Here is a 10,059-nt window from a genome sequence, read left to right on the forward strand (position 1 = left end):
ACCGTTGACGTCGAGCTGATCGTGCCGATCGCCATGGAAGAGAAGCTGCGCTTCGCTATCCGCGAAGGCGGCCGTACCGTCGGCGCCGGCATCGTCGCTTCCATCATCGAGTAAGAAGAACAAGAGATCTGTCGCGGGCGGGAATACGCCCGCGCCGCGCCAGAACAAGGAATAGACGCATGAACGGACAGAATATCCGCATCCGACTTAAAGCGTTCGATCACCGCGTGCTCGATGCTTCGACGCGGGAAATCGTTTCGACGGCCAAGCGCACCGGCGCTAATGTCCGCGGCCCGATTCCGCTGCCGACCCGCATCGAGAAGTTCACGGTCAACCGTTCGCCGCACGTCGACAAGAAGAGCCGCGAACAATTCGAGATGCGCACCCACAAGCGCCTGCTCGACATCGTGGACCCGACCCCGCAGACGGTTGATGCGCTGATGAAGCTCGATCTGGCCGCCGGCGTGGACGTCGAAATCAAGCTCTAAGAGCTGAACCATGAGCCGGCGGGGTGACCCGACCTGCTCCTCTGAAGGAAGATGAACCGATGCGTTCAGGTGTAATTGCACAGAAGGTGGGAATGACCCGCATCTACAATGATGCCGGTGAGCATGTCCCCGTTACCGTTCTCCGCATGGAGAGCTGCCAGGTTGTCGCGCAGCGCACGCAGGAAAAGAATGGCTATACCGCTGTTCAGCTCGGCGTCGGGCTTGCCAAGGTGAAGAACACGTCGAAGGCCATGCGCGGTCATTTCGCCGCCGCCTCCGTGGAGCCGAAGGCCAAGCTCGCCGAGTTCCGCGTTTCGCCGGACAATCTCTTGGACGTTGGCGCTGAGCTGACCGTCGACCACTTCGTCGCCGGCCAGAAGGTCGACGTTACCGGAACTTCGACCGGTAAGGGTTTCCAGGGTGTCATCAAGCGTCACAATTTCGGTGGTGGTCGTGCGACCCACGGTAACTCGCTGTCGCACCGCGTGCACGGCTCGACCGGTCAGCGCCAGGACCCCGGCAAGGTGTTCAAGGGCAAGAAGATGGCTGGTCACATGGGTGCTACCCGCGTGACCACGCAGAACGTCGAGGTCGTTTCGACCGACGCCGATCGCGGCCTGATCCTCATTCGTGGCGCGGTTCCGGGCACCAAGGGCGCCTGGATCCTGGTTCGCGACGCCGCCAAGGTGGCGCTGCCTGCCAATGCGCCGAAGCCGGCTGCGATCCGCGCCGCCGCCAACAATCAGGCTCCGGCCACCGAGGGAGCGGAATAATGGACCTCAAGATCACCACGCTCGCCGGCAAGGACGCCGGCAAGGTGAAGCTCTCGGAAGAGATCTTCGGCCTTGAGCCCCGCGAGGACATCCTGCAGCGCGTCGTGCGCTGGCAGCTGGCCAAGAAGCAGCAGGGCACGCATCAGGCCAAGGGTCGCGCAGAGATCGCTCGCACCGGTGCCAAGATGTACAAGCAGAAGGGTACGGGCCGCGCCCGTCACTCTTCGGCACGCGCTCCGCAGTTCCGCGGTGGTGGTAAGGCTCACGGCCCGGTTGCCCGCAGCCACGAGCACGACCTGCCCAAGAAGGTCCGCGCGCTTGGCATCAAGCATGCGCTTTCGGCCAAGGCAAAGAGCTCGTCGCTCATCGTCGTCGACGAACTGAAGCTGGCCGAGGCCAAGACCAAGGCTCTGGTCGAGAACTTCGCGTCGCTCGGCCTGACCAACGCTCTGTTCATCGGCGGTGCCGAACTGGACCTGGGCTTCAAGCGGGCTGCTTCGAACATCCCGAACATCGACGTACTGCCCATCCAGGGCATCAACGTCTACGACATTCTGCGCCGCGGCACGCTGGTCCTTTCCAAGGCCGCCGTCGAGGCTCTCGAGGAGCGCTTCAAATGACCGACCTTCGTCATTACGACGTGATCGTCTCGCCGGCGATCACCGAAAAGTCGACCATGGCGTCCGAGCAGAACCAGGTGGTCTTCAACGTCGCCAAGAAGGCGTCGAAGCCGGAGATCAAGGCAGCAGTCGAGGCGCTGTTCGGCGTCAAGGTGATGGCTGTGAACACGCTGGTCCGCAAGGGCAAGGTGAAGCGCTTCCGCGGCACGATTGGCCGCCAGGGCGACGTCAAGCGAGCAGTGGTGACGCTGGCCGATGGCCAGTCGATCGACGTCGCGACGGGTCTCTGAGCTAGGCCGCGAGGACAACGACAATGGCACTGAAGAAATATAACCCGATAACGCCGAGCACCCGCCAGCTGGTCATCGTCGACCGCTCGGGTCTCCACAAGGGCAAGCCCGTCAAGGGCCTGACCGAGGGCCTGACCAAGTCGGGCGGCCGCAACAACTACGGCCGCATCACTGCCCGCTTCATCGGCGGCGGTCACAAGCGCACGTACCGCATCATCGACTTCAAGCGTCGCAAGCTCGACGTGGTCGGTACGGTCGAGCGTCTGGAGTATGACCCGAACCGCACTGCCTTCATCGCCCTCATCAAGTATGAGGACGGCGAGCTGAACTACATCATCGCCCCGCAGCGTCTGCAGGCCGGTGACAAGGTCGTGGCCGGTGAATCGGTTGACGTGAAGCCAGGCAACGCGATGCCGCTCTCGGCCATGCCGGTGGGCACCATCGTGCACAACATCGAGCTGAAGCCCGGCAAGGGCGGTCAGGTTGCCCGCTCGGCTGGCGCGTATGCCCAGCTCGTCGGCCGCGACCAGGGCATGGCGATCCTCCGCTTGAATTCGGGCGAGCAGCGCATCGTACACGGTTCGTGCTTCGCTACCGTCGGCGCGGTTTCGAACCCCGATCACGGCAATATCAACGACGGTAAGGCTGGTCGTTCTGTGTGGCGCGGCAAGCGTCCGCATAACCGCGGCGTTGCCATGAACCCGGTCGACCATCCGCACGGCGGTGGTGAAGGCCGTACCTCGGGCGGCCGTCATCCGGTTACCCCATGGGGCAAGCCCACCAAGGGCAAGAAGACGCGGTCCAACAAGGCGACCGATAAGTTCATTGTGCGCTCGCGCCATCAGCGCAAGAGCTAAGAAGAGGTAACGCCAAGTGACTCGTTCGGTTTGGAAAGGCCCCTTCGTCGACGGCTACCTTCTGAAGAAGGCAGACAAGGTTCGTGAAGGTGGTCGCAGTGAGGTGATCAAGATGTGGAGCCGCCGCTCCACCATCCTGCCGCAGTTTGTCGGTCTCACCTTCGGTGTTTACAACGGCCAGAAGCACGTCCCGGTCTCGGTGAACGAGGACATGGTCGGCCACAAGTTCGGTGAATTCGCTCCGACCCGGACCTATTATGGTCACGGCGCGGATAAGAAAGCGAAGAGGAAGTAATCATGGGCAAGGCCAAAGCTCCGCGCAGGCTTGCTGATAACGAGGCTCGTGCCGTCCTGCGCACGATCCGTATCAGCCCGCAGAAGCTGAACCTGGTTGCGGCGATGATCCGCGGCAAGAAGGTTGCGACTGCGCTCAACGATCTGGAATTCTCGCGCAAGCGGATTTCGGACACCGTGAAGAAGACGCTGGAATCGGCGATCGCCAACGCGGAAAACAACCACGACCTCGACGTCGACGCGCTGATCGTGGCCGAGGCCTATGTCGGCAAGTCGATCGTCATGAAGCGTTTCCACGCTCGTGGCCGCGGTCGTGCCAGCCGTATCGAAAAGCCGTTTTCGCACCTCACGATCGTCGTGCGTGAGGTTGAAGAGAAAGGGGAGGCCGCATAATGGGCCAGAAAATCAATCCGATCGGTCTCCGTCTCGGCATCAACCGCACCTGGGATTCGCGTTGGTACGCGAACACCGGCGAGTACGGCAAGCTGCTCCACGAAGATCTGAAGATCCGCGAGTATCTTGAGAAGGAACTCAAGCAGGCTGCGATCTCCAAGATCGTCATCGAGCGCCCGCACAAGAAGTGCCGCGTGACCATTCACGCCGCTCGTCCAGGTCTGATCATCGGCAAGAAGGGCGCCGACATCGAGAAGCTGCGCAAGAAGCTGACCGAAATGACGCAGTCCGAAACGCACCTCAACATCGTCGAAGTGCGCAAGCCGGAGACCGATGCGACGCTGATCGCTCAGTCGATCGCCCAGCAGCTCGAGCGCCGCATTGCTTTCCGCCGCGCCATGAAGCGCGCGGTGCAGTCGGCCATGCGTCTCGGCGCCGAGGGCATCCGTATCAACTGCTCGGGCCGTCTCGGCGGCGCCGAAATCGCCCGCATGGAATGGTACCGTGAAGGCCGCGTGCCGCTGCATACGCTGCGTGCCGATGTCGATTACGGCACTGCCGAGGCGCAGACCGCTTATGGCATCTGCGGCGTCAAGGTGTGGGTGTTCAAGGGCGAGATCCTGGAGCACGACCCGATGGCTTCGGAACGTCGTGCCACCGAAGGCGATCATTCGCAGGGCGGTGAGCGCTCCGAGCGCGGCCGTCGTCGCGAAAACGCCTGATAGGCATAGGAATTTGGAGTTAGAACGATGCTGCAGCCAAAGCGCACAAAGTTCCGTAAGCAGTTCAAGGGCCGCATCCACGGCACCGCGAAGGGCGGCACCAATCTGGATTTCGGCGGCTTCGGACTGAAGGCGCTGGAGCCGAACCGCGTCACCGCGCGTGAGATCGAGGCGGCTCGCCGTGCGATCACCCGCGAGATGAAGCGCGCCGGCCGGGTCTGGATCCGTGTGTTCCCGGACGTTCCGGTGACTTCGAAGCCGACCGAAGTCCGCATGGGTAAGGGTAAGGGCGCGGTCGACTACTGGGCTTGCCGCGTCAAGCCGGGCCGCATCATGTTCGAGATCGACGGTGTGTCGGAAGAGATCGCTCGTGAGGCTCTGCGCCTCGGCGCCGCCAAGCTCTCGGTTCGCACGCGCTTCGTGCAGCGCATTGCAGAATAAGGAAGGGCTAAGCGATGAAGGCCTCTGATGTACGTATGAAGACCGTCGACGAGCTCGACGCCGATCTTGCCGACCTGAAGAAGGAGCAGTTCAACCTGCGCTTTCAGAAGGCTACCGGCCAGCTCGAAAAGACCGCGCGCGTGAAGCAGGTCCGCAAGGACATTGCGCGCATCAAGACCATCGCTGCTGAAAAAGCAGCGGCCAAGAAGGCATAAGGACGAGAATCATGCCAAAGCGCATCCTGCAGGGCACCGTCGTCAGCGACAAGAACGAGAAGACGGTCGTCGTCAAGGTCGAGCGTCGCTTCACCCACCCGGTGATGAAGAAGACCGTGCGCATGTCGAAGAAGTACAAGGCGCATGACGAGAACAACACCCACAAGGTGGGCGACCAGGTGTCCATCCAGGAATCGGCTCCGATTTCCAAGGACAAGCGCTGGGTCGTGATCGGTTCCGATCAGGCGTAACGAAACGAATTTTGGACAGACCGGGGAGGGGCTCTTAAGCCCGTCCCGATAGCGAAGAAGAAGGCGGCCAGTCATGATTCAGATGCAAACAAACCTCGACGTCGCGGACAACTCCGGCGCTCGTCGTGTCATGTGCATCAAGGTGCTGGGCGGCTCGAAGCGGAAGTACGCCTCCGTCGGCGACATCATCGTGGTGTCGATCAAGGAAGCCATTCCGCGCGGCCGCGTGAAGAAGGGCGATGTGATGAAGGCGGTCGTGGTTCGCACGGCCAAGGACATCCGTCGTCCGGACGGCAGCGTGATCCGTTTCGACAAGAACGCAGCCGTTCTCGTCGACAACAAGAAAGAGCCGGTGGGCACCCGTATCTTCGGGCCGGTTCCGCGCGAACTCCGCGCGAAGAACCACATGAAGATCATCTCGCTCGCACCTGAAGTGCTGTAAGGAGCCGGAGAAATGCAAAAGATCCGCAAAGGCGACAAGGTCGTCGTGCTTTCCGGCAAGGACAAGGGCCGCTCCGGCGAAGTTCTGTCCGTCCAGCCGAAGGAAGACACCGCGATTGTTCGCGGCATCAATATCGTGGTCCGCCACCAGCGCCAGACCCAGGCCCAGCAGGGTGGTCTGATCCGCAAGGAAGCGCCGATCCATCTTTCGAACATCGCCGTTGCCGATCCGAAGGACGGCAAGCCGACCCGCGTCGGCTTCAAGCTCGAGAAGGACGGCAAGAAGGTACGAGTCGCCAAGCGCTCGGGAGAAGTCATCAATGGCTAAGGCAGCACAAACCGCGCAGAACACGCCGCGCCTGAAGCAGGTCTACAACGAGACCATCAAGAAGGCGCTGCAGGAGCAGTTCAAGTACGACAACGAGATGCAGATTCCGCGCATCGATAAGATCGTGCTGAACATGGGTGTCGGCGAAGCAACGGGCGACTCCAAGAAGCCTTCGGTGGCTGCCGAGGATCTCGCGCTGATCGCCGGCCAGAAGCCGGTCGTTACCCGCGCCCGCAAGTCGATCGCAGGCTTCAAGGTTCGCGAGAACATGCCGATCGGCACCAAGGTGACGCTCCGCAAGGAGCGCATGTATGAATTCCTGGACCGTCTGGTCAACATCGCGCTGCCGCGCGTTCGCGACTTCCGCGGCCTGAATCCGAAGAGCTTCGATGGCCGTGGCAACTACGCCATGGGCATCAAGGAGCACATCGTGTTCCCGGAGATCAACTACGACAAGGTTGATCAGATCTGGGGCATGGACATCATCGTTTGTACGACTGCGAAGACGGACGACGAAGCCAGGGCACTGCTCAAGGCTTTCAACTTCCCCTTCCGCCAGTAACGGCAGCGAGCAAAGGAAAAATCTGAAATGGCAAAGACCAGCTCAGTCGAGAAGAACAACCGGCGCCGCAAGCTTGTGGACCAGTACGCTGCCAAGCGTAAGGCCCTCAAGGAAATCGTCATGGATCAGTCCAAGCCGATGGACGAGCGCTTCCGCGCCCAGTTGAAGCTGTCGGCCCTGCCGCGCAACTCGGCCAAGATCCGTATCCGTAACCGCTGCGAAGTCACGGGCCGTCCGCGCGCCTTCTATCGCAAGCTCAAGCTCTCGCGCGTCGCGCTTCGCGATCTCGGCAACACCGGCCAGATCCCGGGCCTGGTCAAGTCGAGCTGGTAAGGAGGACATGAAATGTCATTGAGCGATCCTCTCGGCGATATGCTGACCCGCATCCGCAACGCTTATGGCCGCAGGAAGTCGACCGTTTCGACCCCGGCCTCGCGTCTGCGTGCCCGTGTTCTGGACGTGCTGAAGTCGGAAGGTTACATCCGCGACTACAGCCAGACCGATTTCGACAACGGCAAGTCGGAAATCGAGATCGAACTGAAGTATTTCGACGGCAATCCGGTTGTGCGCGACATTTCCCGCGTTTCGAAGCCGGGCCGCCGCGTCTACGTTTCGGCAAAGTCGATCCCGCAGGTCGCCAACGGCCTCGGCATCGCCATCCTTTCGACCCCGAAAGGCGTTATGGCCGATCACGAAGCACGCGAGCAGAACGTCGGCGGCGAAGTCCTCTGCCAGATCTTCTGATCGGCGAGTTGAGATAGGAAGGACGAGAGAAAATGTCTCGTATTGGTAAGAAACCCGTCTCGGTACCGGCCGGCGTCACCGCAACCGTCAACGGTCAGACCGTGACGGCCAAGGGCCCGAAGGGTGAGCTGAAGTTCGTGGTCAACGACGAGGTCCTGGTCAAGCTCGAAGAAGGCCAGATCGCCGTCGAGCCGCGCGACCAGTCGAAGGACGCCCGCTCCAAGTGGGGCATGTCGCGTACCCAGATCGTCAACATCCTGACCGGCGTGAAGGACGGCTTCGAGAAGAAGTTGGAAATCACCGGCGTCGGTTACCGCGCCGCCATGCAGGGGAAGAACCTGCAGCTCGCGCTCGGCTTCTCGCACGATGTCGTCTACGAGACCCCGCAGGGCATCACCATCGCTGTGCCGAAGCCGACCGAAATCACCGTTTCGGGCATCGACAAGCAGCAGGTCGGCCAGGTCGCGGCTGAGATCCGCGAATATCGCGGCCCCGAGCCCTACAAGGGCAAGGGCGTGCGTTATGCAGGCGAGAAGATCGTCCGCAAGGAAGGCAAGAAGAAGTAATTGGCCCGGCCCTGAACCGATTGTTCGGACAGGGCCGGTTCGAAGAAATGCAACGCCACGGGGTGTTGCCGCGGGAGTGGCGAAACCTACCGCACAGGGCAACCCCCGTCTTACAAGGCAGGAACTACGACCATGGCAACCAAAGAAGCCACCCTGCGCCGCTCGGCGCGCATCCGTCGCCAGATCAAGGCTGTCGCCAATGGCCGCCCGCGTCTTTCGGTGCACCGCAGCTCGAAGAACATCTACGTGCAGGTGATCGACGACGCCAAGGGGCACACGATCGCTACCGCCTCGACCCTGGAAAAAGATTTCAAGGCCGGCAAGAAGACGGGTGCTGATACCGCTGCCGCTGCCGCTATCGGCAAGCTCGTTGCCGAGCGTGCGATCAAGGCTGGTGTCAAGGACGTCGTTTTCGATCGCGGCGCCTACATCTATCATGGCCGCGTCAAGGCGCTGGCCGAAGCCGCCCGCGAAGGTGGCCTGAACTTCTAAGCCTGAACCTTTCCGAATGTCGGCTGCAAAAAAGGGCTGACATTTCGGAACGGATCGTGCAGAAGGCGCAAGTTTTTCGCCGCCGGCGACCTCGAAAAGGGGCGCCGGCATTTCAGCAACCCGTGCTTCCGGAAAAGAACAAGGACTAGGATATGGCACAGGAACGTAGGGAAGGCGGCCGCGAACGTGGCCGTGACCGCGAAGAGCGCGACGACGGTATCGTCGACAAGCTCGTACACATCAACCGTGTCGCCAAGGTGGTGAAGGGCGGTCGTCGCTTCGGCTTCGCCGCGCTCGTCGTCGTCGGCGACCAGAAGGGCCGCGTTGGCTTCGGCCACGGCAAGGCGCGCGAAGTGCCTGAGGCGATCCGCAAGGCGACCGAATCGGCCAAGCGCGACATGATTTTCGTGCCGCTGCGTTCGGGCCGTACGCTCCATCATGACGTCGAAGGACGTTGGGGCGCCGGCCGCGTTCTGCTGCGCACCGCCAAGCAGGGTACCGGTATCATCGCTGGCGGCCCGATGCGCGCTGTCTTCGAGACGCTCGGCATGCATGACGTCGTCGCCAAGTCGATGGGCTCGTCGAACCCGTACAACATGGTTCGAGCCACCTTCGACGCGCTGAAGCACCAGATGCATCCGAAGGATGTGGCTGCTGCGCGTGGCATCAAGTATTCGACCCTTCAGGCCCGCCGCGGCAATGCCGTTGCGGCTGATGAATAGTCGATAGCTTAGAGGGACCACCAACATGGCCAAGAAAGCTACCAAGACTGTCACCGTTGAGCAGATCGGTTCGCCGATCCGTCGGCCGAAGGAGCAGCGCGCGACGCTGGTCGGCCTCGGCCTCAACAAGATGCACCGCAAGAGCACGCTGGAAGATACGCCTTCCGTGCGCGGCATGATCGCGGCCGTCCAGCATCTCGTCCGCGTTGTGGACGAGAAGTAAGCCGCAGGAGAACGACCATGAAACTCAACGAACTGCGTGACAAGGACGGCGCGACCAAGGCTCGCAAGCGTCTCGGACGCGGCATCGGCTCGGGCTCGGGCAAGACCGCCGGCCGCGGCGTGAAGGGTCAGAAGGCCCGTTCCGGCGTTGCAATCAACGGCTTCGAGGGTGGTCAGATGCCACTCTACCGTCGTCTGCCGAAGCGCGGCTTCAACAACATCTTCGCCAAGAGCTTCGCGACCGTTTCGCTGGCCCGTATCCAGACGGCGATCGATGCCAAGAAGTTGGACGCGAAGGAAACCGTCACCGGTGAGGCACTCGTCAAGGCCGGCGTCATCCGCCGACTCAAGGACGGCGTGCGCGTCCTCTCCGACGGTGAACTCAAGGCCAAGCTCAGCTTCGATGTGGCCGGCGCCTCCAAGGCCGCCATCGAGAAGATCGAGAAGGCCGGCGGATCCGTGAAGCTGCCTGAAAAGGCAGCCGCCGAGTAAACATGTTTTGACAAGCGGCCGCGGGTCGGCGCGGCCGCGTGGCTGTTGGGCCCGCCGCGCCGATTTGCGGGGGGGGGGGGTAGGCGCGGGCCGCAGCGGGGGCGGCCGCGGGATATGGGGGGGAAAATTTCATGGGGTTGGGGGGA

Annotated in this window: 22 protein-coding genes; all 22 read left to right on the forward strand. The window is 62.0% G+C overall.

The window, feature by feature from the left end; translation table 11 throughout:
• On the forward strand, window positions 1-114 hold a 114-nt coding region (locus tag L4923_RS30010; RefSeq protein WP_486389247.1), incomplete at its 5' end, for an EF-Tu C-terminal domain-related protein.
• A gap of 65 nt (window positions 115-179) precedes the next feature.
• Window positions 180-488, forward strand: a complete 309-nt coding sequence (gene rpsJ, locus L4923_RS30015) for a 30S ribosomal protein S10 (RefSeq protein WP_006205468.1) — start codon at window positions 180-182, stop codon at window positions 486-488.
• Window positions 489-547: 59 nt separating this feature from the next.
• Window positions 548-1,261, forward strand: coding sequence for a 50S ribosomal protein L3 (rplC, locus tag L4923_RS30020; RefSeq protein ID WP_054311476.1), 714 nt, complete (start codon window positions 548-550; stop codon window positions 1,259-1,261).
• Window positions 1,261-1,881 (forward strand): 50S ribosomal protein L4, encoded by a 621-nt coding sequence (gene rplD, locus L4923_RS30025; protein ID WP_239370768.1) that lies wholly within the window; start codon window positions 1,261-1,263, stop codon window positions 1,879-1,881. Before rplC ends, rplD begins: the two co-directional genes overlap by 1 nt.
• Entirely contained in the window at window positions 1,878-2,171 is a 294-nt protein-coding gene (locus L4923_RS30030; protein WP_024924760.1) for a 50S ribosomal protein L23, read from the forward strand. The genes rplD and L4923_RS30030 overlap by 4 nt, the downstream gene beginning before the upstream one ends.
• Window positions 2,172-2,194: 23 nt before the next feature.
• Window positions 2,195-3,028 carry a 50S ribosomal protein L2 gene (gene rplB, locus L4923_RS30035; RefSeq protein ID WP_239370769.1) on the forward strand — a complete coding sequence of 278 codons (834 nt, stop codon included), beginning with the start codon at window positions 2,195-2,197 and terminating at the stop codon, window positions 3,026-3,028.
• 16 nt (window positions 3,029-3,044) lie between these two features.
• Window positions 3,045-3,323: a 30S ribosomal protein S19 gene (gene rpsS, locus L4923_RS30040; RefSeq protein ID WP_239370770.1), complete on the forward strand. Its 279-nt coding sequence runs from the start codon at window positions 3,045-3,047 to the stop codon at window positions 3,321-3,323.
• A gap of 2 nt (window positions 3,324-3,325) precedes the next feature.
• Window positions 3,326-3,715 (forward strand): 50S ribosomal protein L22, encoded by a 390-nt coding sequence (gene rplV / locus L4923_RS30045; protein ID WP_239370771.1) that lies wholly within the window; start codon window positions 3,326-3,328, stop codon window positions 3,713-3,715.
• On the forward strand, window positions 3,715-4,437 hold the full coding sequence (gene rpsC / locus L4923_RS30050) for a 30S ribosomal protein S3 (RefSeq protein ID WP_239370772.1): 723 nt from the start codon (window positions 3,715-3,717) through the stop codon (window positions 4,435-4,437). The genes rplV and rpsC overlap by 1 nt, the downstream gene beginning before the upstream one ends.
• A gap of 27 nt (window positions 4,438-4,464) precedes the next feature.
• The gene (gene rplP, locus L4923_RS30055; protein WP_129415657.1) at window positions 4,465-4,878 is read left to right on the forward strand and encodes a 50S ribosomal protein L16; all 414 of its coding nucleotides are present in this window, start codon (window positions 4,465-4,467) and stop codon (window positions 4,876-4,878) included.
• 14 nt (window positions 4,879-4,892) lie between these two features.
• Entirely contained in the window at window positions 4,893-5,093 is a 201-nt protein-coding gene (gene rpmC, locus L4923_RS30060; RefSeq protein ID WP_054311484.1) for a 50S ribosomal protein L29, read from the forward strand.
• Between the two features lie 11 nt (window positions 5,094-5,104).
• Window positions 5,105-5,344, forward strand: a complete 240-nt coding sequence (gene rpsQ / locus L4923_RS30065; RefSeq protein WP_054311485.1) for a 30S ribosomal protein S17 — start codon at window positions 5,105-5,107, stop codon at window positions 5,342-5,344.
• Between the two features lie 73 nt (window positions 5,345-5,417).
• Window positions 5,418-5,786 carry a 50S ribosomal protein L14 gene (gene rplN, locus L4923_RS30070; protein WP_024924768.1) on the forward strand — a complete coding sequence of 123 codons (369 nt, stop codon included), beginning with the start codon at window positions 5,418-5,420 and terminating at the stop codon, window positions 5,784-5,786.
• Between the two features lie 12 nt (window positions 5,787-5,798).
• Window positions 5,799-6,113, forward strand: coding sequence for a 50S ribosomal protein L24 (gene rplX, locus L4923_RS30075; protein ID WP_054311486.1), 315 nt, complete (start codon window positions 5,799-5,801; stop codon window positions 6,111-6,113).
• On the forward strand, window positions 6,106-6,675 hold the full coding sequence (rplE, locus tag L4923_RS30080) for a 50S ribosomal protein L5 (protein ID WP_239370773.1): 570 nt from the start codon (window positions 6,106-6,108) through the stop codon (window positions 6,673-6,675). Before rplX ends, rplE begins: the two co-directional genes overlap by 8 nt.
• Before the next feature lie 27 nt (window positions 6,676-6,702).
• The gene (rpsN, locus tag L4923_RS30085) at window positions 6,703-7,008 is read left to right on the forward strand and encodes a 30S ribosomal protein S14 (RefSeq protein ID WP_239370774.1); all 306 of its coding nucleotides are present in this window, start codon (window positions 6,703-6,705) and stop codon (window positions 7,006-7,008) included.
• Window positions 7,009-7,020: 12 nt separating this feature from the next.
• Window positions 7,021-7,419 carry a 30S ribosomal protein S8 gene (gene rpsH, locus L4923_RS30090; RefSeq protein WP_239370775.1) on the forward strand — a complete coding sequence of 133 codons (399 nt, stop codon included), beginning with the start codon at window positions 7,021-7,023 and terminating at the stop codon, window positions 7,417-7,419.
• Between the two features lie 32 nt (window positions 7,420-7,451).
• Window positions 7,452-7,985, forward strand: coding sequence for a 50S ribosomal protein L6 (gene rplF / locus L4923_RS30095; RefSeq protein WP_239370776.1), 534 nt, complete (start codon window positions 7,452-7,454; stop codon window positions 7,983-7,985).
• A gap of 132 nt (window positions 7,986-8,117) precedes the next feature.
• A complete protein-coding gene (gene rplR / locus L4923_RS30100; protein ID WP_239370777.1) occupies window positions 8,118-8,477 on the forward strand; it encodes a 50S ribosomal protein L18 in 360 nt (119 codons plus the stop codon).
• A 152-nt stretch (window positions 8,478-8,629) separates the two neighbouring features.
• A complete protein-coding gene (gene rpsE, locus L4923_RS30105) occupies window positions 8,630-9,199 on the forward strand; it encodes a 30S ribosomal protein S5 (RefSeq protein WP_239370778.1) in 570 nt (189 codons plus the stop codon).
• 25 nt (window positions 9,200-9,224) lie between these two features.
• Complete coding sequence (gene rpmD, locus L4923_RS30110; RefSeq protein WP_054311493.1) at window positions 9,225-9,422, forward strand: 50S ribosomal protein L30; 198 nt, start codon at window positions 9,225-9,227, stop codon at window positions 9,420-9,422.
• Between the two features lie 17 nt (window positions 9,423-9,439).
• Window positions 9,440-9,913, forward strand: coding sequence for a 50S ribosomal protein L15 (gene rplO, locus L4923_RS30115; protein ID WP_239370779.1), 474 nt, complete (start codon window positions 9,440-9,442; stop codon window positions 9,911-9,913).
• The last annotated feature ends 146 nt before the right edge of the window (window positions 9,914-10,059 follow it).

This window comes from Terribium retamae, from assembly GCF_022347545.1.
Taxonomy (GTDB): Bacteria; Pseudomonadota; Alphaproteobacteria; order Rhizobiales; family Rhizobiaceae; genus Mesorhizobium; species Mesorhizobium retamae.

Bases quoted from the DNA above. Each gene is read 5' to 3' on its own strand.
- rpsJ (WP_006205468.1), top strand. From the start codon at position 180: ATGAACGGACAGAATATCCGCATCCGACTTAAAGCGTTCGATCACCGC.
- rplC (WP_054311476.1), top strand. From the start codon at position 548: ATGCGTTCAGGTGTAATTGCACAGAAGGTGGGAATGACCCGCATCTAC.
- rplD (WP_239370768.1), top strand. From the start codon at position 1,261: ATGGACCTCAAGATCACCACGCTCGCCGGCAAGGACGCCGGCAAGGTG.
- L4923_RS30030 (WP_024924760.1), top strand. From the start codon at position 1,878: ATGACCGACCTTCGTCATTACGACGTGATCGTCTCGCCGGCGATCACC.
- rplB (WP_239370769.1), top strand. From the start codon at position 2,195: ATGGCACTGAAGAAATATAACCCGATAACGCCGAGCACCCGCCAGCTG.
- rplV (WP_239370771.1), top strand. From the start codon at position 3,326: ATGGGCAAGGCCAAAGCTCCGCGCAGGCTTGCTGATAACGAGGCTCGT.
- rpsC (WP_239370772.1), top strand. From the start codon at position 3,715: ATGGGCCAGAAAATCAATCCGATCGGTCTCCGTCTCGGCATCAACCGC.
- rplP (WP_129415657.1), top strand. From the start codon at position 4,465: ATGCTGCAGCCAAAGCGCACAAAGTTCCGTAAGCAGTTCAAGGGCCGC.
- rpmC (WP_054311484.1), top strand. From the start codon at position 4,893: ATGAAGGCCTCTGATGTACGTATGAAGACCGTCGACGAGCTCGACGCC.
- rpsQ (WP_054311485.1), top strand. From the start codon at position 5,105: ATGCCAAAGCGCATCCTGCAGGGCACCGTCGTCAGCGACAAGAACGAG.
- rplN (WP_024924768.1), top strand. From the start codon at position 5,418: ATGATTCAGATGCAAACAAACCTCGACGTCGCGGACAACTCCGGCGCT.
- rplX (WP_054311486.1), top strand. From the start codon at position 5,799: ATGCAAAAGATCCGCAAAGGCGACAAGGTCGTCGTGCTTTCCGGCAAG.
- rplE (WP_239370773.1), top strand. From the start codon at position 6,106: ATGGCTAAGGCAGCACAAACCGCGCAGAACACGCCGCGCCTGAAGCAG.
- rpsN (WP_239370774.1), top strand. From the start codon at position 6,703: ATGGCAAAGACCAGCTCAGTCGAGAAGAACAACCGGCGCCGCAAGCTT.
- rpsH (WP_239370775.1), top strand. From the start codon at position 7,021: ATGTCATTGAGCGATCCTCTCGGCGATATGCTGACCCGCATCCGCAAC.
- rplF (WP_239370776.1), top strand. From the start codon at position 7,452: ATGTCTCGTATTGGTAAGAAACCCGTCTCGGTACCGGCCGGCGTCACC.
- rplR (WP_239370777.1), top strand. From the start codon at position 8,118: ATGGCAACCAAAGAAGCCACCCTGCGCCGCTCGGCGCGCATCCGTCGC.
- rpsE (WP_239370778.1), top strand. From the start codon at position 8,630: ATGGCACAGGAACGTAGGGAAGGCGGCCGCGAACGTGGCCGTGACCGC.
- rpmD (WP_054311493.1), top strand. From the start codon at position 9,225: ATGGCCAAGAAAGCTACCAAGACTGTCACCGTTGAGCAGATCGGTTCG.
- rplO (WP_239370779.1), top strand. From the start codon at position 9,440: ATGAAACTCAACGAACTGCGTGACAAGGACGGCGCGACCAAGGCTCGC.